The following is a 20,585-nucleotide window of genomic DNA, read 5'->3' on the forward strand; positions in this document are numbered from 1 at the left end:
ATGAGGTGGACCGAGCGGGTCGACCGGTTCCAGCGCCGGCACCCGGCGGCCGGGTTCCCCATCGCGGTGATCTACAAGTTCATGGACGACGACGGCCACTTCCTCGCCGCGCTGATCACCTACTACGGCTTCCTGTCGCTGTTCCCGACGCTGCTCCTGCTGGCCACCGTGCTCGGGCTGGTGCTGGCCGGGGACCCGGCGCTGCAGCAGCGGCTGCTGGACTCCGCGCTGGCGGAGTTCCCGGTGATCGGGCCGCAGCTGGCCCGGCCGGAGGGGCTCGGCGGCGGGGTCACCGGCATCGTGGTCGGCGGGCTGGTCGCCCTCTACGGGGCCCTGGGCATGGGCCAGGCCATCCAGCACGCCATGAACACGGTGTGGGCGGTGCCGCGGCACAGCCGGCCGGACCCGATCACCTCCCGAGGGCGCAGCCTGATGCTGCTGTGCACCCTGGGCCTGCTCGTGCTGGCCAGCACCGTCCTCTCCGCCCTCGGCAGCGGTGCGGCGGCCTACGGCGGCTTCAGCGGATGGCTGCACGTGCTGCTGACGGTCGCCTCGGTGCTCGCGAACGCCGCCGTCTTCGTGCTCGGGTTCCGCATCACCACCGTCCGCCGGCTCACCACCCGGCAGGTGCTGCCCGGCGCCCTGACCGCCGCGGTGCTGTGGCAGCTGCTGCAGTCCTTCGGCGGCGTCTACGTCGCCCGCGTGGTGGCCAACGCCAGCGCCGTCGACGCGGTCTTCGCGCTCGTCCTCGGGCTGCTGGCGTTCATCTACGTGGCAGCGGTCGCGCTGATGCTGTGCGTCGAGATCGACGTGGTCCGGGTCGACCACCTCCACCCCCGGGCGCTGCTCACGCCCTTCGTCGACCACAAGGACCTCACCGAGGGCGACGAGCGGGTCTACTCGGACGCCGCGCGCGCCCAGCGGGCGGTGCAGCACCAGGAGGTCGACGTCCGCTTCGAGGCCGGGGACGACCGTCCGTGATCCTCGGCGGGAGGCCGTGGACCCGGTCCCCGTCTCCCGTGCGAGATCGCGCGTTCCCGCACGGCCGGGCGACCGGAACCGTGCGGCACCGCCGATCTCGCCGGTCCGGCGGTCGGACGTGGCGGTCCGGCGGGGCTTGACCTCGAGTGCACTCGAGGTCCGACCATCGCGGCAGGAAAACCGGTGGCGGCCCGATGAGTCCGGCGCGCACATTCCGTCGGAGGGGCAGAGGACGCTGCGACGCACCACCTGCTGAGGAGCCCGGGATGACAGCCCAGCCAGCGCTCGCCATCGAGGCGGTCGGCCTCGAGAAGTCCTTCGGGGACACCCGGGCGGTGGCCGGCGTCGACCTCGCCGTCCCCGCCGGCGCCATCTACGGGGTCCTCGGACCCAACGGCGCCGGGAAGACCACGACGATCCGGATGCTCGCCACGCTGGTCGAACCCGACGCCGGCAGCGCGCGGGTCCTGGGGCACGACGTGGTCGCCGAGTCCGACGCCGTCCGCGGCCTGGTCAGCCTCACCGGTCAGCTCGCCTCGGTCGACGAGGAGCTCACCGGCCGCGAGAACCTGGTGCTCGTCGGCCGGCTGCTCGGCCACCGCCGGGCCGCGGCGCGGGCCCGGGCCGACGAGCTGCTGGAGGCCTTCGGCGTCGCCGACGCCGCGGGCCGGCTGGTCAAGCACTGGTCCGGGGGCATGCGCCGCCGGCTGGACATCGCGGCCAGCATCGTCGTCACCCCGCAGCTGGTGTTCCTCGACGAGCCGACGACCGGGCTGGACCCGCGGTCGCGCAACCAGGTCTGGGAGATCGCCCGGGCGCTGGCCGCCGCCGGGACGACCATCCTGCTCTGCACCCAGTACCTGGAGGAGGCCGACCAGCTGGCCGACGGCATCGCGGTCATCGACCGCGGCCGGGTCATCGCCGAGGGCACCCCCGGCCAGCTCAAGGCCTCGGTGGGCACCGGCTCGCTGCACGTGCGGCTGCTCGACCCCGGCCGCCGCGCGGAGGCCGCCCGCGTCCTCGAGGCCGCGGTCGGCACCGTGGTGCTGGAGCCGGACCCGGCCGCGCTCTCCGCCGCCTGCGCGGACGCCGAGCGCGCAGCCGTCGGAGTCGGTGAGCTGGGGCGCGCGGGCGTCGGCGTCGCCGGCTTCTCCCTCGACCAGCCCAGCCTGGACGAGGTCTTCCTGGCCCTCACCGGCCACGTGGCCGAGCAGCAGCCCTCCGGGACCCTCGAGGAGCAGGCGTCATGACCGCCACGACCACCGCACCCGGCTCCGCCGACACCGCCGCCGTCCGCCGGGCCATCGCCGACACCGTGCGGCCGGCCCGCCCCGGTCGCCTGTCGACCGCGCTGACCTTCGGCTGGCGCGGCATGCTGAAGGTCAAGCACGTGCCCGAGCAGCTGCTCGACGTCACGGTCACGCCGGTGATGTTCCTGCTGCTGTTCACCTACCTGTTCGGCGGCGCCATCGCGGGCTCGACCAGCGCCTACCTCGACTACACCCTGCCGGGGCTGCTGGTCATGTCGGTGCTGTTCACCACCGTCTACTCGGGCGTCTCGCTGAACACCGACCTCACCAAGGGCGTGGTCGACCGGTTCCGCTCGCTGCCGATCTGGCGGCCGGCGCCGCTGCTGGGGTCGCTCCTGGGCGACAGCGTCCGCTACGTCGTGGCCGGCACGGTGATCATCGCGGTCGGCGTCGCCCTGGGGTACCGGCCGGACGGCGGGGTCGGCGGGGCGCTCGCGGCACTGGCGCTGGTCGTCGTCTTCTCGTTCGGGCTGTCGTGGGTGTTCTCGGTGCTCGGGCTGCTGATGCGCTCGCCCAACGCGGTGATGAACGCCGGGTTCATGGGCATCTTCCCGCTGACGTTCCTGTCCAACGTCTTCGTCGACCCGGCCACGCTGCCCGGCCCGCTGGAGGCGTTCGTCGAGGTGAACCCGATCTCGGTGCTGGCCACCGCCTCCCGCTCGCTCATGGCCGGCGCCCCCGACGGCACCGCCATCGCGGTCTCCCTGGCCGTGGCCGCGGCGCTGGCCGCGGTGTTCCTCCCGGTCACGACCCGCCTCTACCGCAGCCGCTGAGGGCCGCCGTGACGGCCGAGGTGCCGTCGGACCCGGACCCGTCGGGGTCGGTGCGGCCGCCGGGAAAAGCGGTGGCGTCGTCCGTCACGTCCCGAGGAGCGTTTCCGTCGGTAGGGGAGAGCAGGGTGAGCACCCCACCGAGGAGAGGAGCGGCATGACCGCACGACCGGGCCACGCGGGTGTCCTTGTGGCGCTCCCGCCGGGGGGGCGAGCATGGGCACCCTGGCGCACCCGGCGAAGAGGAGCCGACATGGAGCCCGACCCGCGCGAACCCACTGGAGACCTCGGCTACGACATGGCGCACGAGGTGACCGGCCGGCCCCGCCCCCAGGACGAGGCCCCGCACCCTCCTGCGGAGGACACCCGCGACGACGCCGCGGGGGACTACGGCTACGACGAGGCGCACGACTTCCGGCGCTGACGGCCCTGCCCCGGCGTGGCGGCGCCGCGCCGGGGTAGGGGAGGGGCACCCCTCGACCCCAGGGAGCGTCGTGGCCGACCGCAGCTCACCCCGATCCGCTCTCGGTGCTCTCCTCGGCGGGCTGGTCCGCGCGCCCGAGCTGCGCACCGACGACGAGCGCTCGGCCTCGCGGCTCGAGCTCTTCTTCGACCTGGCCTTCGTCCTCGTCGTCGCCGAACTGGCCATCGACTTCCGCGCCGACGTCACCTGGCACGGGGAGCTGGTGTTCGCCGGGCTGTTCACCACCGTCTGGTGGGCGTGGGTCAGCTCGACCCTCTACGCCAACCGGTTCGACCACGACGACGTCGTCTACCGCTTGCTCAAGCTCGGCAGCATGGCCGCCGTCGTCGGGATGGCCGCCACCGCCACCGAGGCGACCGGCACCTACTTCGGCGTCTTCGTCGGCTGCCAGCTGGTGCTGCGGGCGACGCTGTTCCTCCAGTACCTCCGTGCCCACCGGCACGTGGCCGGTGCCCGGCCGATCGCCCGGCTGTACATGATCGGCACCGTCATCGGGGCGCTGCTGTGGGCGGTGTCCCTCGCGGTGCCGCGGCCGATCGGGTTCGCCCTGTGGGCCGCCGCGATCCTGGTCGAGGTGCTGGTGCCGCTGGTGGCCACGCGCTCGTCGGCCGACGTCCCGCTGCACGTCGAGCACCTGCCCGAGCGGTTCGCGCTCTTCGTGATCCTGGTGCTCGGCGAGTCGGTGGCCGGCATCGCCCACGGGCTGCACTCCGCCCACTGGACCGGCTCCGGACTGCTGGTCGCCGCGCTGGGCTTCGTCCTGGCCGCGGCGCTGTGGTGGAGCTACTTCGACCTGGCCGGGGCCCGCGCCAAGCAGTTGCTCAGCGAGGTGGGCGGGGAGCGCAGCGACCACTCGCACGACGTGTACGTCTTCGGGCAGCTGCCGCTGACCCTGGCGCTGGCCACCATCGGCGCGGGGCTGGAGCTGGCCGTCGTGCAGAGCGGCGAGGGCGAGGTGCCGACCGGCACCCGGCTGGTGCTGGCCGGCGGGGTGGTCGTCTACCTGCTGTCGGTGGCCGTCACCGAGGTGGGGATGTCGAAGAAGGGAGCACGGCGCGGGTTGTGGTGGCCGGTCGTCGCGGCCGCCGTCGCGGCCGTGGACGTCGTGCTGGAGCTGCCGGCCGCCGTCGTGGTCGGCGCGCTGGCCGCGGTCGTCGTCGCCGTGGTGGTCATCGGGCTGGTCGAGCGGTCCACCGGGCGGGTGGCCGTCGAGGAGGTCTGAGACCGGTTCAGCGCGCCCGGCGGGCGAGCAGCCGGCGCACCGGGTCCGGCAGGAAGAGCAGCAACAGCGCGAGGTAGCCGACCGCCGGGACGGCGACACCGAGGACGAGGGCGACTCCGAAGGCCGCCGTGGTGAGCAGGGAGCCCGTCGGGTCGTCCTCCGTGCCGTCGTAGCCGTGCCGGCGCAGGTGCGGCCGGCCGGAGACCATCAGGCTCAGCACGGTCAGGCAGGCCGAGCTCAGGGTCATCGTCCCGATGTAGAGCGCGATCCCCAGCCGGGTGCTGTTCCCGTAGACGGCGGCCACCTCGGTGGCGAAGGGCAGCAGCACGATCGTCAGCGTCCAGAGCAGGTTCACCAGCACGAACGGCCGGTCGTAGGAGCCGACCCGCTCGACGATCCGGTGGTGCACCAGCCACAGCTGGGCAATCACCGCGAAGCTCAGCGCGAAGGCGCCGAACCGGCCGGCCTCGTCGGCCAGCAGGGTGTCGAGGTCCAGCGTCGCACCCTCGTCGGGGAGGACGTCGACCAACGGCAGGACGAGCAGCGTGATGGCGATCGCCACGACGGCGTCGAGGAAGGTGATCAGCCGGTCGAGGCCCCGGTCGGTGCGCACCCGCCGCAGGCTAGGGCGTGTTCGACGGACCCATGCCGACGGGAGCGCCGGTCAGGTGGCAGCTCCGCGAGGCCGACGGTGTGTCGGATACCGGGTTCGCATCCGACACAGCGTCGAACGCAGCGGAGCGCCGCCCGGGCGGTGCTGCCGGGGCTGGGGGTCCGTCGGACCCGCCCTGGGGCGCAGGTGACGAGGTGGGGCGGTCGGAGCGCCGACCGGCGGGGTAGGGGCCGGGGCATGCGGGAGCGACCAGGCCACGGCGGACGACCCGGACCCCGGGAGGGCAGCATCCGACTGCCCGACGGGCGGGCGATGGCGTACGCCGAGTACGGCGATCCGGCGGGCCGGGTGGTGCTCGGCTGCCACGGCTCGCCGAGCTCCCGGCTGGAGCGCCACGTCGAGGACCCCGAGGACTACCGGCGCTGGGGGGTGCGGTTCGTCGTCCCGGACCGGCCGGGCTTCGGCCGGTCCGACCCGCAGCCGGGACGGCGGGTGGTCCACTGGCCCGACGACGTGGCGCGGTTGCTCGACTCCCTGGACATCGGCGAGTTCTCCGTCCTCAGCCTCTCCGGCGGCGCCGCCTACGCACTGGCGTGCGCCGCCGCGTTCGGCCCCCGGGTGCGGGCTGTCGGGGTGCTGGGCGGGGCGCCGCCGCCCGACGTCCCGTGGCCCTGGCCGCAGTGGGTGCCCCGGCGGCTGCGGTCGGCCGCGCACCGGCCGTCGCCGGCGGCGGCGCTGCTGCGGCCGCTGTTCGCCCCCGTGGCGCTGCGTCCCGCGGCCATCCCGCGCTACCTGCAGGCGCGGCTCAACCCGGCCGACCGGCGGGTGATCGGGCGTCCCGAGGTCCGGCGCATCCTGTCCGAGACCTTCACCGAGGGGCTGCGCAACGGCGCGGCCCCGCTCGCCGAGGACCGCGCGCTGCTGTTCCGGCCGTGGGGGTTCCCGCTGTCGTCGGTGGAGCAGCACGTGCACGTCTGGCACGGCACGCAGGACTGGCAGGTGCCCGCCGGGCTCGGCCGGGTGCTGGCCGCGATGCTGCCCAGTTGCACCGCGCACTGGCTGGTGGGCGAGGGCCACTTCGCCGTCTTCGACCACGCCGCGGAGGTCTACGGCGCGCTGCGGCCCTGACCGGCCGGGGGAGGATGCCCGCGTGCCCCGGCTGCTCGTCGTCCACCACACGCCCTCGCCGTCCCTGCAGGCCGTGCTCGTGGCGGTGCGCGAGGGCGTGGCGCTGGTCGAGGAGGTCGAGCTCGAGGTGCGCCCGGCGCTCTCGGCCGGTGCCGCGGACCTGCTCGCCGCCGACGGCGTCCTGCTCGGGACGCCGGCCAACATCGGCTACATGTCCGGGGCGCTCAAGCACTTCTTCGACACCGTCTACTACCCGTGCCTGGACGCCACCGTCGGTCTCCCGTACGGCGTGTACGTGCACGGCAACGACGACACCGCGGGCGCGCTGCGCAGCATCGAGCGGATCACCGGCGCGCTGCGGTGGAAGCAGGTCGCCGCGCCGCTGAGCCTCACCGGCGCGCCCGGCCCGGCCGACCTCGAGGCCGTCCGCGAGCTGGCGGCCACCGTCGCCGTCCAGCTGTAGCGCAGCGCCCGTTCACCCCGGCCGGACGGGCGGCGCTGCAGCCGTGGGCGCGGGCTGCGGGGGAACCTCGGCGAACAGGTCGACCAGCGCGTCCCAGCGGGTCCGGCGGCCGGCGGGGAAGCGGGCCTCGGCGCGGGCCCGCCGGCGCGAGCCCGGCCGGTACCACCGGTGGGCCCACGGTGAGCTGGGCCGGGCCAGCCGTACCGCGCCGACGAGCGCGACCAGCGGGACGAAGACGCCGACGACACCCAGCACCACCCGGCCCTTGAGGATCGCGGCCAGGGCGAAGACCAGGTTGACCCCCACGGTGGTCCACACGATCGTCTCGCCACCGGCGTCGTAGGCGTCGAACGGGTTCGCGCCGACGAGCAGCAGCCCGCCGACGACGAGCGCCACGAGGACGGCGTCGATCGAGCTGCGGCCCTGCCGGCTCCAGTAGACGTCCTCGAGGTGCAGCCAGAGCGCGAACTCGTCGAGGGTGAGCGCGGCGCCGGCCCCGAACAGCACGGCCAGCACCTGGAGCCACGGGGTCCCGGGCCGGTAGGTGAACTCCAGGGTGCCGGTGCCCAGCAGCAGGAAGATGCCGTAGACCTCGTGGTGCACGTGCACCCCGCCGATGCTGGCGTCGCGGAACGGCCCGCGGCCGGTCCGGATGGCCCGGGTGACCAGCCGGGTGACCAGGAAGGTCACCAGGAACGCCAGCACCATCCAGGCGACGACGGCCCGGCGCCCGGTCAGGTCGGGCAGGATCTCGAGGTCGATGTCCACCCGCCACCTCCGCGCCGCGGACCCGGTCGCCGCCGATCGTGGTGCCGGCGCCGGTCCGCCGACAAGCAGGTCAGCCGCCGTGCAGGCGCAGCAGGACGGCCTCGTCCGGCAGCAGCACCAGGTCGCGCACCGCCGAGGTCGGGCGGTCGGGGTCGGTCGAGACGAGCAGGGTGGACTCCTCGCCCGGGGCGAGGGCGCGCGGCCCGAGGCTGAGGTTGACGGCGGCCAGCAGCCGATCGTCGCCGTCCTCCCGGACCCAGGCCAGCACCCCCGGCGCGGCGTCCAGCACGCGCTGCCGGCCGGTCTGCAGGGCGGGGGAGGCGGCGCGCAGCGCGCCGAGGCGGCGGACCAGGGACAGCGTGGACGACGGGTCGGCGGCCTGGCGCTCGACGCACAGCCGCTCGGCGTCGGCGACCAGCGGCAGCCAGGGCTCGCCGGTGGTGAACCCGGCTCCCGGGCCGGCGACCGACGGCGGCCGCCAGGGCAGCGGCGCCCGCTCGGGGTCGCGGCCGTCGACGTCGACCACCCGGTCCGGCGGGACGACCGCGTCGGGCAGTCCCAGCTCGTCGCCCTGGTAGAGGAACGGCGTGCCGCGCAGCGCGGTCAGCAGCAGCGCGACCGCGCGCGCCCGCGCCGGACCGTGCCCGCCGTCGTCGTAGCGGGTGGCGATGCGGGAGTGGTCGTGGTTGCCGAGGAACCACGCCGGCCAGGTCTCGGGCTCGGCCTGCGCCTCGAACTCCTCGATCGCGGTGCGGAAGGCGATGGCGTCCCACGGCAGGTGGACGAACACGAAGTTGTGCGCCAGGTGCAGCTGGTCGCCGCCGGCGAGGTAGGCCAGCACGCGGCGCAGGTCGAGCAGGTAGACCTCGCCGACGATCATCCGGTCGGGGAACTCGTCGACCACCCGCCGGATGCCGCGCAGCCGCTCGTGCGCGGTGTCCCAGTCCTGGTCGTGCCGGCGGTCGGAGCCGGCGTTGCTGCGCAGCAGCGGGTCCTTGGCCAGCCGCTGCAGCGCGTCGATCCGCAGCCCGTCGACGCCGCGGGCGAGCCAGAACCGGATCGTGTCGTGCATGGCCGCCACGACCTCCGGCTCGTCCCAGTTCAGGTCGGGCTGCTGCGGCGTGTACGAGTGCAGGTACCACTGGCCGGTGGGCTCGTCGTAGGTCCACGCCGGGCCGACCGCGGCGAACTCCGAGCGCCAGTCGTTGGGCGGCCCGCCGTCGGGGGCGCCGTCCCGCCAGACGTACCAGTTGCGCTTCGGGTCCTCGCGCGAGGACCGGGAGGCGCGGAACCACGGGTGCTGGTCGGAGGTGTGGTTGGGCACCCAGTCCAGCACCACCCGGATGCCGCGCGCGTGGCAGTCGGCGACCAGGTCGTCGAGGTCGGCGAGCGTGCCGAACAGCGGGTCGACGTCGCAGTGGTCGGAGACGTCGTAGCCGAAGTCGGCCATCGGGGAGGGGAACACCGGCGACAACCAGACCGCCACGACCGACAGGTCGGCGAGGTGGTCCAGGTGGGCCCGCAGGCCGCGCAGGTCGCCGACCCCGTCGCCGTCGGAGTCGGCGAACGACCGCGGGTAGACCTGGTAGACCGCGCCGCGCCGCCACCACTCGGTCACGGGCTCCCCTGGCCGGCGCTCGTCGGCGTCGCGACGGAGGACCCTGCTGCGCCCGTGCGGGACCTCGCGAGCTCGGTCACGGGCGCGGGATGTTGCGGAGGTTGCTGCGGGCCAGGTCGATCATCTTCCCGACGCCGCCGCCGAGCACCTGCTTGGTCGCCGACGTCGCGAAGCCGCGGATCTGCTCGCCGGTGATCGCCGGCGGGATGGACAGCGCGTTCGGGTCGGTGACGAACTCCATGAGCACCGGACCGGGCTCGGCCAGGCCCTTCTCCAGCGTGCTGCGGACGTCGCGGGGGTCCTCCACCCGCATCGACCGGATGCCGACGCCCTCGGCGATCGCGGCGAAGTCCGTCGGCTCGTGGTCGGTCTCGAAGTCGGGGATGCCGTCGACCATCATCTCCAGCTTCACCATGCCCAGCGAGGCGTTGTTGAACAGCACGACCTTGACCGGCAGCCGGTGCAGCCGCACGGTGATCAGCTCGCCGAGCAGCATCGCCAGGCCGCCGTCGCCGGACATCGACACCACCTGCCGGCCCGGCGCGGCGAACTGCGCGCCGACGGCGTGGGGGAGGGCGTTGGCCATCGAGCCGTGCCGGAAGGAGCCGATGACCCGCCGGCGGCCGTTGGGCGTCAGGTAGCGGGCCGCCCACACGTTGCACATCCCGGTGTCGACGGTGAAGACGGCGTCGTCGTCGGCGAGCTCGTCGAGCTGCGCGGCCACGTACTCGGGGTGGATGGGCCGCATCCGCTCCACTCGGTGCGTGTAGGCGTCGACCACCTTCTCCAGCGCCTCGGCGTGCTGCCGCAGCATCGAGTCGAGGAAGCGCCGGTCGGTCTTCTGCTCCAGCAGCGGCAGCAGCGCCCGGATCGTCTCGCCGACGTCCCCGTGGACGGCGACCTCCAGCGGGCTGCGCCGGCCGAGGTGGCCGGCGTCGGCGTCCACCTGCGCCGTCCGCCGCTGGGGCAGGAAGTTCGTGTACGGGAAGTCCGTGCCCAGCAGCAGGAGCAGGTCGGCCTCGTGGGTGGCCTTGTGCGCGGCGCCGTAGCCGAGCAGCCCGTTCATCCCGACGTCGTAGGGGTTGTCGTACTGGATCCACTCCTTGCCGCCGAGCGCGTGCCCGACCGGGGACAGCACCCGTCCGGCCAGCTCCACGACCTCGTCGTGCGCGCCCGCGCACCCGGCGCCGCAGAACAGGGTGACCGTGCGCGCGGCGTTCAGCGCGTCGGCCAGGGCCTGCACCTGCTCGGGCACCGGCCGCACCGGTGAGGGCCGGGAGACCAGAGCGGTCGGCACGGTCGGGCCGCCGGACTCCCCGGCCGCCAGGTCACCGGGGAGCACGACCACCGAGACCCCGCGCCGGCCGATCGCCGTCTGGATCGCGACGCGCAGGGCGTGCGGCATCTGCTTCGGCGTGACCACCTCGCACCAGTACGAGCAGTCCTGGAAGGTGCGCTCCGGGTGGGTCTCCTGGAAGAAGCCCATCCCGATCTCCTGCGACTGGATGTGCGAGGCGATCGCCACCACGGGGGCGCCGCTGCGGTGGGCGTCGTAGAGACCCTGCAGCAGGTGGGTGTTGCCCGGCCCGCAGGAGCCGGCGCACACCGCCAGCTGCCCGGTGACCTGGGCCTCGGCGGCCGCCGCGAACGCGCCGCCCTCCTCGTTGCTGACGTGCACCCACTCGATGCCCTCGGTGTGCCGGACGGCGTCGACGACGGGGTTGAGGCTGTCGCCGACCACGCCGTAGATCCGGCGGGCACCGGCGTCGCGGAGCATGCGGACCAGCTGGGCGGCGACGGTCGGGTGGGCCATGGCGACCTCCGGGGACGGGGGAGCGGCGGCGACGGCGTCCGGCCCGGCTGCCCTACCCGGGCGGCCCGCTGTCGAGTCGTGGGGGGCGTCCCGCGGTGACACGCCGTCAGCGGGCGAGGAAGTGCACGCCGAGCCACACCCAGGCGAGCAGCACCGCGACCCGTCCCGGTGTCGTCCGCATGGCGGCGCCGACCGCCTCCCGGACGGTCGCCGGCCCCGCGCCGCGCCGCGCGGCGGCCTCCAGCGCGAGGGCGGTGACCAGCAGGACGGCGAACCCGACGGCGCCGGTCACCCCGGCCGCCGGGATCCGGGGCGGGTGACCAGCCAGGCGCCGGCCGCCAGCCAGGCGAGGGTCGCCCCGCCGCGCAGCACCGGCGAGGCGAGGACCGGGTCGGCCAGGTCGCTGAGCGTGGGCAGGTCGTCGTCGGCCAGGGTGACCAGCTCCCAGGCGACGGCCGCTCCCAGCCAGCCGAGCCACGGCAGCCCACGCCGGCCCACCGGCGCCGTCCCCGCGCCGGCGCGCCGGGCCAGGCCCGTCGCGGTGACGACGGCACCGGCGGCGGCCACGGCGAGCAGAGCGCCCGCGGACAGCTCGCCCGCGGCGGCGACCGCGGCGGCGCAGGCGAGGGCCGCCGCGGCGCAGGTGAGCCCTCGCGTGGAGCGGGAACACCGCATCCGTGCATGCTGGCGCAGCCGACCGCAGGAAGGTGCTGGTCCTCGCCGTGGCGCTGGTCCCCGTCCTCGGCGCCTGGAACAACCTGGTCGTGCACCGGCTCCCGGGCCGGCCCGGGTCCTACGTGGTGGCCAACGTCGCGGCGGCGGGGGTCCTGCTGGTCGCCGCCCGCACCGCCGGGCTGTCCTGGGCCGAGCTCGGGATCGACCGCCGGCGGCTCGCGGCGGGGGCGCGGTGGGGCGGCGCGTGTGCCGCGGTCGTCGCGGCCGGCTACGGCACGGCGCTGGGGGTGCCCGCACTCCGGCCGCTGCTCGGCGACGCGCGGGTGGCCGGCCTCGGGGGCGGGGAGCTCGCCGGGCAGGTGCTGGTCCGGATCCCGCTCGGGACCGTCCTCTGGGAGGAGGTGGCGTTCCGCGGGGTGCTGCTGGCGACGCTGGGCCGGCTGCTGCCCCGGCGCGGGGCCACCGGGGTCTCCGCCGCCCTGTTCGGCCTCTGGCACGTCCGCCCCACGCTCGGGGCGCTCGCGGCCAACGACCTGGCGGGCGGACCGCTGGCGCGCACCGGCGCCGTGGTGCTGGCCTGCCTGGGCACCGCGGCCGCCGGCGTCCTCTTCGCCGAGCTGCGGCTGCGCAGCGGCAGCCTGCTCGCCCCCGCCCTGCTGCACCTGGCCACGAACTGCCTGGGCCTCCTCGCCGCGGCCGCCGCGCACCGGCTCGGCTGAAGGACCCCGTCCTCCTCGCGCAGCGCACGCTCGGCGCGAGCCTCGGGACGGGGCCGGGCGGGCCTGTCCGTAGACTCGGCCCCGATGACGGCGGCGAGGTGGCGGGCGGCGCTCGCCGTCCTCGCGGTGGTCGCCGGGGCCCTGGCCGTGCTGACCAACCTGACGCTCTTCCCGCTCTACTCGCTCAACCGCGACGACTCGGTCTACGTCGCCATGGCCCGGCTGCTCGAGACCGGCGCGGTCACCCTCCCCGCCGACCACGACGCGTTCCGGCCGTGGGCCTCGGCGGTGGTCGGCGACCGGATCGTGCTGAAGTACACGCCGCCCTGGCCGGCCGTGATCGCGGCCGGCGACCTGCTCACCGGCTCGCCGCGCGCCGCCCTGGCGGTCAGCGCCGCGGCCGCCGCGGTGCTCGTCGCGCTGCTGGCCGCCGAGGTGCTGCGCGACCGGGCCGTCGCCCTCACCGCCGGCGCGCTGTTCGCGCTCTCGCCGGTGGTCGTGGTGCAGAGCGGCACCTTCCTGCCGTACCTGCCCGCCCTGGCGCTGGGCCTGGGCGCCGCCGTCCTGCTGCTGTCGGGGGCGCGGCTGGGCTCGACGCCGCGGCTGGTCGCGGGCGGCGCGGTGGCCGGGGTCGCCGCGTTCGCCCGGCCCTTCGACGCGCTGCTCACCGTCGCGCCGTTCGCGCTCGCCGTCCTGCTGGCCGGGGAGCGCGGTGGCCTCTCCCGCCCCGGCCTGGTCCTCCGGGCGGCCGCCGGGGCGGTGCCGGTGCTGGCGCTGACGCTGGTCTACAACGCCGCCGTGGTCGGCGGGCCGTTCCGGCTGCCGTTCACCGTCACCGGCCCGCAGGACACCTTCGGCTTCGGCGACCGCGGCGTCTTCCCGCAGTACACGGTGCACTTCACGGCCGCCGACGGCGCGACCGGGATGCTGGCCAACCTCCTCGCGACGCCGGGCTGGGTGGCCGGCGGGGTCGTGCTCGTGGCGCTCGCCGTCCTCGGCCTGGTGCGGACCCGCGGCGCAGCACGCTGGGCGGTCGCGGCGCTGGCCGTGGTGGTGCCCGTGGGCTACCTGCCGTTCTGGGGGCCGTGGGCGATCAGCGCGCAGTGGGAGGGCCTGGAGCTGTTCGGCCCCTTCTACTGGCTCCCGGTCGTCGTCCCCCTGGTCGTGTTCGGCGCCGCGGGCCTGGTGCGGCTGGCGCGGTGGAGGCGGCCGCTGGCCGTCGTCGCCGGGGTGGCGATGGTCGGGCTCACCGCGCTGGCCGTGCCCGGCCCGGTGAGCGGCAACCGGGAGGTGACCGAGCAGTACCGGGCGGTGCAGCGGGTCGTCGAGGACGCCGGCCTCGGCGACGCGCTGCTGTTCCTGCCGGAGCGGGGCGACCTGGGCTTCGAGAGCGACACGCCGTTCCTGCAGAACGAGCCGTCGCTGCAGCAGCCGGTGCTCTACGCCGAGCAGCGCGGCGCGGCCGACCTCGCGCTGGCCGCGCGCTTCCCGGACCGCGCCCCGTACCGGCTGTCGCAGGACGACGACGACCCGCCGGTCGTCGAGCCGCTGCGGGTGGACGCCGGTCCGCAGGTGACCCTGCGGCTGCGGCTCGCCGTCCCCGCCGGCGCCCCCTCCGCCGTCGCCTACCTGCGGGTGGGGGACCGCACGTACGAGCAGCCCCTGGACCCGTCCGGCGAGGTGAGCTGGACCGTCGCCGCGCCCGGTGCGGCGGCCGACCCCGGGACGGTGGTGCTCGACGACGACGGCGTGCTCGCCGTCGGCCTGGCCGTCCGCGCGCCAGGGGACGACGGTCCCGGCGACCGCTGGGAGCGGCGGGTCGCGCACCGCACCGTCGACGGCGGGGCGCGGGTGGAGCTGCTGCGGCCGGGCCAGGCCTGGGCGCGCACCGACGGCGGCGGCTGGGTGCCCGACGCGACCGGCAGCCCGGTCGAGGAGCTCGGCCCCTAGCGTCCCGTCCGGTCGGAGCGCTCGCCGTCCGTCGAGGGGACGGCGGTGGCCGGCGACCCGGTCGCGGACGTCCCGGGCGAGCGCTCGGGGTCCGCCAGCCACGCCAGCATGCGGCCCCGCGACCAGCAGCGGCCGATGGCCTCGGCGCGCAGCGCCGACCCGTCGAACACCGCCAGGCCGATGGTGCTGTGGCCGGAGGCGCGGCGATCGCCGAGCGTCGGGATCGCCGGCGCGACCCCGACCCCCTCCGCCGACACCCACGCGACCGCCCGGCCGGCCGCCGCGTCGTCGAGGCGGTGCAGGAAGCGCAGGCGGTCCTCGAGCGGGACGCGCGACAGCGCCCACGTCGTGGTGACGACGGGCAGGGCGTCCGCGGGCACCCGGGCGACGGCGTCGGGCAGCACCGCGACGGCGTCCCCGCGCAGCAGCAGCGGAGGGGCCGTCGCCGCCAGCGCGAGCTCCGCCTCGAGCGCCGCGAGCCGCTCCGGCTGGTCCGGCGGGAGGCAGGCGCGCAACCACCGGGCGTCGTCCGGGTCGGTCACGTCGACCGGATCGACGTCGACGCCGACCCGGGCCACGACCTCGGGCACCGCCTGCGCCGGGACGGGCCGGTCTCCGACGATCGACGACGACAGCTGCACGGGAGACGACGGATCGCCCAGCGATCGCCCGTCGCTGTACGTGACGCCGACGCGATCGACGTGGAGGTTGAGCCCGGCCGAACGACCCACGTCGATCAGCCCGACCGCGTCCGCGCCCACCCGGCGCGCCGCCTCGGCGATGGCCGGGTACAGCACGGCGCAGCAGCGGGTCTGGAAGCTCTGCGGCTGCCGGCGCACGGCGATGGCCACGACCGAGTCGGTCATCCGCAGCAGCGTGTCGATCGCCGCGCCGGCGGCAGCGTCGCCGTCGGCAGCGGCACAGGCAGCGGCGAACGCCGGGGCGCGTCCGGCGAGGGCGAGGTCGTGCAGCGCCGCGAGGACCACCGCGGGGTGCCGCCTGCGCGCCGGCACCGTCCCGATGGCGCGCAGCGCCTCGTCGGACCCGCTCAGGGCGATGGCGACGCGCGCGTACAGCGGCGACGTCCCGGCGGCGTCGACCTCGCCGAAGCGTCGGTACACCTCGGCGAGTGTGCGTGCCCTACCCACGGGTGCGGCGCTCCCCGCGGTCGGCCCCGGCACCCCGACGTCTCCGGCCACCGCACCGACGTCCGGCCATGGGAACGACGACCCCCGACCCTCCACCTGGCACGAGAGCGCCGAGGCGGTCCGCGACCGACTCGCCGGCCACTGCCGCTCCCCGGCACGTGACGAGCCCTCCGGCTCGACAGCACACTAGGTGAGCTGCCGCGCCAGCCAGTCGAGGACCCGCTCCCCGCGCAGGCCGACGGCGAGCGGCTCGCAGTGGCCGGCCGCGCCCTCCTCGGCGGTGAACCGCACGAGCTCCCTGGGACCGGGCAGCATCTCGTACAGGCGTCGGGACTGGCCCGGCCAGAACTGCTCCTGCTCGGGATCGGTGACCAGCACCGGGCAGGTGACCTGCCGGACGACGTCCTCGGTGAGGGTGTACGCGCGGGCGGCGGTGAAGAAGTCGAACGGTGAGGTCGTGCCGTAGGGCCGCATCCGCCACGTCATCATCGCCCGGACGCGCGGGGTCAGCCGCAGCCCCAACGCGATCTCCTTGTCGAAGACCTCCCGGTTCCCGGCGTCGAGCAGCCGCACGAGGTGGTGCGGCAGGTGGGTGAGCATCGCCGCGGACACGTCGACGACGCCGGGGTCGGCGACGGCCGCGGCGACGCGGTGCTCGAAGGCCACGGCCCGGGGCACCCAGTAGCCGGCCTGGCTGACGCCGACCAGGGCCAGCCGGTGCGGGTCGGCGTCGGCACGGGCGAGCAGGGCGTCGACGACCGGGGTGACGACGTGCTCCCAGTCGGGCCGGAAGTGCAGCCCCTGGCGGACGAGGGCGGCGTTCTGGCCGGGGCCGTCGAAGGTCATCGCGTTCCACCCGCGGGCCAGGGCGCCGGAGATGCCCCGCACCCAGGCGCCCACCACCGAGCCGTCGCTGCCGTTGGTGTAGACCAGCGTGGGCCGGGGGTCGTCGGGTGCGCCGGACCGGAACAGGTAGCCGGGCAGGGTGGTGCCCTCGTAGGGGACCTCGAGGCGTTCGACGGCGAGGTCGGTGGCGTCGACGAACGCGTCCCAGGCCCGCCGGTGCCGTTCCCACAGCGACGCGAACAGGCCGTCGTCGCCGGTGCGGTCGGCCGCCCCGGTCGCGGTGGCGAGGTAGCTCGCGGCGCGCAGGGCGCGGGCCGCGGTCGAGGCGGCGCTCCCGTCCTCGGCGAGCAGCCGGTCGGCGGTGGCGGTCCACTCGTCGACCCAGGACCGGCCGTTGCCGTCGCGGATCCGGTCGACGGTGGTGAGCACCTCGCCGACGTCGGCGGCGCCGGCGAACACGCCGCCGAGCAGGGTGCGGGTGGCGAACTCGAAGTCCTCGTCGGTGAAGAGGGGCCGCACGGCCGTCACCTCCCGGGTGGACGACGACTGTGCCGCTCGACGGCAGCCCGCGGCACCCCGCCGGCGCCGCGCGGGGGCGGGCGCTCGCGGGTCGCGCCGGGGCGCGAGGGGACCGGCCGGTTCCGTGAGGCGGCGCGGGCGGGGTTCCCGGGCCGGACCGGGCCCGGCAGCATGGCGCGGTGGACGGACTGGCCGCGGCGCTCGCGCTGCTCGCCGCGGTCCTGTTCGCGGTCGCCTCGGCGGTGCAGCAGGAGTCGGCCGCCGACGTCCCCCAGGCGCAGGCCCGCGGTGGTCGGCTGCTGCTCGCGCTGGCCCGCAGCCCGCGGTGGTGGGCCGGGACGCTCTGCGACACCGCGGGGTTCGCCGCGCAGGCGGCGGCGCTGGGGCTGGGCTCGCTGCTGCTCGTGCAGCCGCTACTGGTCACCACCCTGCTGGTCGCGCTGCCGCTGGGCGCCCGCTGGGGCGGCCGACGGTTGCGCCGGTCGGACTGGGTCTGGGCGGCGCTCCTCGTGCTGGCCCTGGCCGTCTTCGCCGTGGTCGGGGAGCCCACCGCGGGCGTCGACCGCGCCGGCTGGCGGCCGTGGCTGCCGGCACTGGTGCTCCTGGGCCTGCTGCTCGGCGGCTGCCTGGCCGGCGCGGCGGTCCGCCGGGGGGCGGCGCGGTCGGTGCTGCTGGCCGTCGCCGCGGGGGTGGCCTACGGCATCGGCGCGGCGCTGACCAAGGGGGTGGTGAGCCTGCTCGACGACGGGCTGCTCGCCCTGCTCACGAGCTGGGAGACGTGGCTGCTGGCCGTCGCGATGGGCGGCGGCACGCTGCTGCAGCAGGCGGCCTACCAGGCCGGCGCCCTCGAGGCCTCGCTGCCCGCGGTCACCGTGGGGGAGCCCGTCGTCGCCGTCGCGCTGGGCATCGCGGTGCTGGGGGAGCGGTTGCGGGCCGACGGGGTGGAGTGGGCGCTGATCGGCGTCCTGGTCGTGGTCATGGTCGCCGCGACGGTCGCGCTGGCCCGGGCCGCGGCGCGGGACGCCGCACCCGTCCCCGCCTGACCATGGCGGACGACGGTCGGGTCGGGTCGGGTCGGCGCACAGGACGTCGTCCCTGAAGGCGGCCTATGGGACACCCTGCCCGGCGGGACTGACGACGATGGTTGTCATCGTCAGCCGACTAGGTGACCCTCTGCCTGTGCGGGCATTCGTGTGGGTGGATTCGTGGCAGCAGCAGTGCTGCGGCACAACGTTCCGCGTGGGTTCGGAAGTTCACTGGCACGGGCACCGAACAAGGGAGAAAAAAGTTGGATCACCACGCTACTGGGGGCGGACGCAGTTGAATACGAGGAGAACCACCACGGTCCCCCTGATCAGCTCAATCCCCTCGTCGAGCTGCACGGCATGGTCCGATCAATCCGCGTTGTGGCATACGACCGCAAGGCGAAACCAAACTCGACGAGTTTCAGTGGTATGCCCGTACCTGAAAGCGGGCGGCTCCAGATGGTCGAGGTCGCCGACCCCTGGAAGCCGGAGCCGCCCGCCCAAGCTCGCGAAATGTTCTCAGGATGGATCGTGGAGCTCGTGTTGTGCGGCTGACTCAGAAGAGCCCGGCCTCGGCCGTAGAGAGTCCGGCTGTCCCTGAGTGGGCCGCTCAGGGACAGAAGACGGGCTCAGGGACACCCTTCGCACCAGTGGCCCGGCGGCCTCTACATGTCCCGGTAGCGCACGGCAGCGTCCAGCTTCTCCTCCAGCATCTCCCGGGTGACCTGGCGTCCGGGCCACGTGGGGTACTCAGATCCAGGGACCGCGTAGGGCTGGACGTAGGCCGCGGTGTCGCGCTGGTAGCGCCACCCCTCGGACAGCGGGCCGACGTCGTAGGCGTCGTACCCGATCGAGTCGAGGAACTCGGCCACGGTCTGCCTGGCCGCGTCGTCGTCGCCGGCGATGGGGAGCACGGAGCGCTCGGGGGAACCTGCAGGGCGCTGCAGGCTGCCGAGGTGGCTGACGTAGATGTTGTTGAAGGCCTTCACGACGCGCGACTCCGGCAGGTGTGCCTGGAGCAGCTCGCTGGTCGTCGTGGACTCGTCGTCGAGCTCGGCGATGTGCCCGTCGCGCTCGGGGTAGTAGTTGTTGGTGTCGATGACGACCTTGCCGCGCAGTGGCTCGACCGGCACCTGGCGGTAGGCCTTCAGCGGGACGGTCACCACGACGATGTCGCCGGCCGTGGCGGCCTCGGCTGCGGTGGCCGCTCGTGCCCGCGGTCCGAGCTCACGTACGAGGTCGGCGAGGGTCTCCGGTCCTCGACTGTTGCTGAGGACCACGTCGTGGCCGGCGGCGAGCGCGAGCCGGGCGATGGTGCTGCCGATGTTCCCACTGCCGATAAGTCCGATCGTCGTCACGCACGCCGCAAGCCGTGCACCGGCGGAGCCATTCCCGGCGCGGGCGTCGTCCCGGCCGCGCTCCCACCGCGAAACGACCCAACCACCTGGATCACGGCCTCGGGGCGCGTCCGCCGGGGTGCGGGACGTCGTCGGCGCGCTCGCCGACCATCGCATCCGGGCGCGGCGGCTCCTCGTCGGCGTCGCTGCGGCTGACCAGCCACGGCTGCAGGTCCTCGAAGCCGCGCACCGAGCGGCGCTGCAGCGGCTCGATCCGGTAGCCGGGGTGCCGCCGCAGCCGGGCGGCCAGCTCGCGGTCGACGAGCACGCTGCCGGCGCGGGCCACCGTGGTCAGCCGGCTGGCCAGGTTCACCACCGACGAGTACACGTCGCCGAGCCGGGTGAGCACCCGGCCGTGCGCCAGGCCGACCCGCAGCGGCGGCCGGTCCCCGGCCGCCCACCGCTCCGGCAGCGACAGCGCGATCTCCGCCGCGGCGGCCGGGTCGGTCGCGGTGAACAGCACCCCGTCGCCGACGGTCTTCACCACCCGCCCGCCGCCGCGCGCGACCACCTCGGCGGCGGTCGCCTCGAAGTCCTCGACCATGACGCCCAGCTCGGCACCGCTCATGCCGCGCGTGCGGGTGGTGTAGCCGACCAGGTCGGCGAAGCCGACGGCCAGCTCGCGGATCTCGTCGCCGGGCGGTGCGGTCGGCGCCCGCTCGACGGCGGCGGCCAGGTGGCGGCGCCACACGTGGTCCTGCACGTCGCGCAGCCGCGACAGCAGCGCGTCGGCCGCCAGCGGCTCGTCCGGGGACGGGACGTCCGGCTGGTCGTGCCGGGCGGCGCGATCCCGGCCGAGGGCGCCGGTGAGCAGGGGAGCCTGCCAGTCGGCCAGCCGCGCCAGCGGCTGCGCCAGGGCACGGGCGAACGACGCCTCGGTGCCCGGGCCGACGGACCCGGCGTCGGCGAGGTCCAGCAGGGTGCGCAGCGCGGCGACGTCCTCGTCGGTGAACACCACGTCGTCCTCGGCGACCTCGGCGAAACCCAGGGCGTGCCACAGCCGCCGGAAGCGGTCCGGCGGCAGCCCGGACAGATGGGCCACCTGCGCCCGGGTGTACCGGCGGCGTCCCCCCAGCAGCAGCCGGTCGAGCTGCGCGGCGATCGGGTCGCGACGCGTCCCACCCTCGTCGTGCACC

General features: G+C 75.5%; 21 protein-coding genes and 1 pseudogene. 12 read left to right on the plus strand and 10 right to left on the minus strand.

Annotation, left to right across the window (positions count from 1 at the left end):
• From BLS21_RS19160 to BLS21_RS19175, 5 genes are all read left to right on the plus strand, one after another.
• A complete protein-coding gene (locus BLS21_RS19160; RefSeq protein ID WP_091222229.1) occupies positions 1-981 on the plus strand; it encodes a YihY/virulence factor BrkB family protein in 981 nt (326 codons plus the stop codon).
• A 266-nt stretch (positions 982-1,247) separates the two neighbouring features.
• Positions 1,248-2,231, plus strand: coding sequence for an ATP-binding cassette domain-containing protein (locus tag BLS21_RS19165; RefSeq protein ID WP_091222231.1), 984 nt, complete (start codon positions 1,248-1,250; stop codon positions 2,229-2,231).
• Positions 2,228-3,064: an ABC transporter permease gene (locus BLS21_RS19170; RefSeq protein WP_091222234.1), complete on the plus strand. Its 837-nt coding sequence runs from the start codon at positions 2,228-2,230 to the stop codon at positions 3,062-3,064. Before BLS21_RS19165 ends, BLS21_RS19170 begins: the two co-directional genes overlap by 4 nt.
• A gap of 250 nt (positions 3,065-3,314) precedes the next feature.
• Positions 3,315-3,485 carry a hypothetical protein gene (locus BLS21_RS25285; protein ID WP_175479649.1) on the plus strand — a complete coding sequence of 57 codons (171 nt, stop codon included), beginning with the start codon at positions 3,315-3,317 and terminating at the stop codon, positions 3,483-3,485.
• A gap of 70 nt (positions 3,486-3,555) precedes the next feature.
• A complete protein-coding gene (locus BLS21_RS19175) occupies positions 3,556-4,767 on the plus strand; it encodes a low temperature requirement protein A (RefSeq protein ID WP_175479650.1) in 1,212 nt (403 codons plus the stop codon).
• A 7-nt stretch (positions 4,768-4,774) separates the two neighbouring features.
• On the opposite strand, the gene BLS21_RS19180 is transcribed toward BLS21_RS19175, so the two are convergent.
• The gene (locus tag BLS21_RS19180; protein ID WP_091222239.1) at positions 4,775-5,380 is read right to left on the minus strand and encodes a TMEM175 family protein; all 606 of its coding nucleotides are present in this window, start codon (positions 5,378-5,380) and stop codon (positions 4,775-4,777) included.
• A gap of 312 nt (positions 5,381-5,692) precedes the next feature.
• Between BLS21_RS19180 and BLS21_RS19185 the strand changes: the two genes are divergently transcribed.
• On the plus strand, positions 5,693-6,508 hold the full coding sequence (locus BLS21_RS19185) for an alpha/beta fold hydrolase (RefSeq protein ID WP_245700590.1): 816 nt from the start codon (positions 5,693-5,695) through the stop codon (positions 6,506-6,508).
• Between the two features lie 22 nt (positions 6,509-6,530).
• On the plus strand, positions 6,531-6,971 hold the full coding sequence (locus BLS21_RS19190) for an NAD(P)H-dependent oxidoreductase (protein WP_091222244.1): 441 nt from the start codon (positions 6,531-6,533) through the stop codon (positions 6,969-6,971).
• Between the two features lie 12 nt (positions 6,972-6,983).
• On the opposite strand, the gene BLS21_RS19195 is transcribed toward BLS21_RS19190, so the two are convergent.
• From BLS21_RS19195 to BLS21_RS19215, 5 genes are all read right to left on the minus strand, one after another.
• Complete coding sequence (locus BLS21_RS19195) at positions 6,984-7,739, minus strand: hypothetical protein (RefSeq protein ID WP_091222248.1); 756 nt, start codon at positions 7,737-7,739, stop codon at positions 6,984-6,986.
• Between the two features lie 70 nt (positions 7,740-7,809).
• A complete protein-coding gene (locus BLS21_RS19200) occupies positions 7,810-9,357 on the minus strand; it encodes an alpha-amylase family glycosyl hydrolase (protein ID WP_091222250.1) in 1,548 nt (515 codons plus the stop codon).
• Between the two features lie 76 nt (positions 9,358-9,433).
• Positions 9,434-11,170, minus strand: a complete 1,737-nt coding sequence (locus tag BLS21_RS19205) for a pyruvate dehydrogenase (protein ID WP_091222253.1) — start codon at positions 11,168-11,170, stop codon at positions 9,434-9,436.
• Between the two features lie 106 nt (positions 11,171-11,276).
• A complete protein-coding gene (locus BLS21_RS19210) occupies positions 11,277-11,462 on the minus strand; it encodes a DUF6186 family protein (protein ID WP_091222255.1) in 186 nt (61 codons plus the stop codon).
• Complete coding sequence (locus BLS21_RS19215; RefSeq protein WP_091222258.1) at positions 11,459-11,845, minus strand: hypothetical protein; 387 nt, start codon at positions 11,843-11,845, stop codon at positions 11,459-11,461. Before BLS21_RS19215 ends, BLS21_RS19210 begins: the two co-directional genes overlap by 4 nt.
• Before the next feature lie 2 nt (positions 11,846-11,847).
• Between BLS21_RS19215 and BLS21_RS19220 the strand changes: the two genes are divergently transcribed.
• Together BLS21_RS19220 and BLS21_RS19225 are read left to right on the plus strand one after the other, a co-directional pair.
• Positions 11,848-12,564 carry a CPBP family intramembrane glutamic endopeptidase gene (locus BLS21_RS19220; RefSeq protein ID WP_245700591.1) on the plus strand — a complete coding sequence of 239 codons (717 nt, stop codon included), beginning with the start codon at positions 11,848-11,850 and terminating at the stop codon, positions 12,562-12,564.
• Positions 12,565-12,648: 84 nt separating this feature from the next.
• On the plus strand, positions 12,649-14,514 hold the full coding sequence (locus tag BLS21_RS19225) for a glycosyltransferase family 39 protein (RefSeq protein ID WP_091222263.1): 1,866 nt from the start codon (positions 12,649-12,651) through the stop codon (positions 14,512-14,514).
• Here BLS21_RS19225 and BLS21_RS19230 read toward each other — a convergent pair.
• On the minus strand, positions 14,511-15,635 hold the full coding sequence (locus BLS21_RS19230) for a DUF2332 domain-containing protein (protein WP_245700593.1): 1,125 nt from the start codon (positions 15,633-15,635) through the stop codon (positions 14,511-14,513). The genes BLS21_RS19225 and BLS21_RS19230 overlap by 4 nt on opposite strands.
• Before the next feature lie 213 nt (positions 15,636-15,848).
• The gene (locus BLS21_RS19235) at positions 15,849-17,027 is read right to left on the minus strand and encodes an alpha/beta hydrolase family protein (RefSeq protein WP_091222266.1); all 1,179 of its coding nucleotides are present in this window, start codon (positions 17,025-17,027) and stop codon (positions 15,849-15,851) included.
• Positions 17,028-17,206: 179 nt separating this feature from the next.
• On the opposite strand from BLS21_RS19235, the gene BLS21_RS19240 reads away from it, so the two are divergent.
• The 3 genes and pseudogenes from BLS21_RS19240 (at position 17,207) to BLS21_RS24755 (ending at position 18,607) form a co-directional block, all read left to right on the plus strand.
• Entirely contained in the window at positions 17,207-18,070 is an 864-nt protein-coding gene (locus BLS21_RS19240) for a DMT family transporter (RefSeq protein ID WP_091222269.1), read from the plus strand.
• A gap of 97 nt (positions 18,071-18,167) precedes the next feature.
• Positions 18,168-18,265, plus strand: a pseudogene (locus BLS21_RS26470) (hypothetical protein); the annotation flags it as partial.
• Positions 18,245-18,607: a DUF6578 domain-containing protein gene (locus tag BLS21_RS24755; protein ID WP_425431621.1), complete on the plus strand. Its 363-nt coding sequence runs from the start codon at positions 18,245-18,247 to the stop codon at positions 18,605-18,607. The pseudogene BLS21_RS26470 and the gene BLS21_RS24755, both read left to right, overlap by 21 nt.
• Positions 18,608-18,717: 110 nt before the next feature.
• Here BLS21_RS24755 and BLS21_RS19245 read toward each other — a convergent pair whose 3' ends face one another.
• Entirely contained in the window at positions 18,718-19,410 is a 693-nt protein-coding gene (locus tag BLS21_RS19245; RefSeq protein WP_091222271.1) for an NADPH-dependent F420 reductase, read from the minus strand.
• Between the two features lie 91 nt (positions 19,411-19,501).
• A complete protein-coding gene (locus tag BLS21_RS19250; RefSeq protein WP_091222274.1) occupies positions 19,502-20,584 on the minus strand; it encodes an adenylate/guanylate cyclase domain-containing protein in 1,083 nt (360 codons plus the stop codon).
• Position 20,585 lies beyond the last annotated feature (1 nt).

The organism is Geodermatophilus siccatus (assembly GCF_900103785.1).
Taxonomy (GTDB): domain Bacteria; phylum Actinomycetota; class Actinomycetes; order Mycobacteriales; family Geodermatophilaceae; genus Geodermatophilus; species Geodermatophilus siccatus.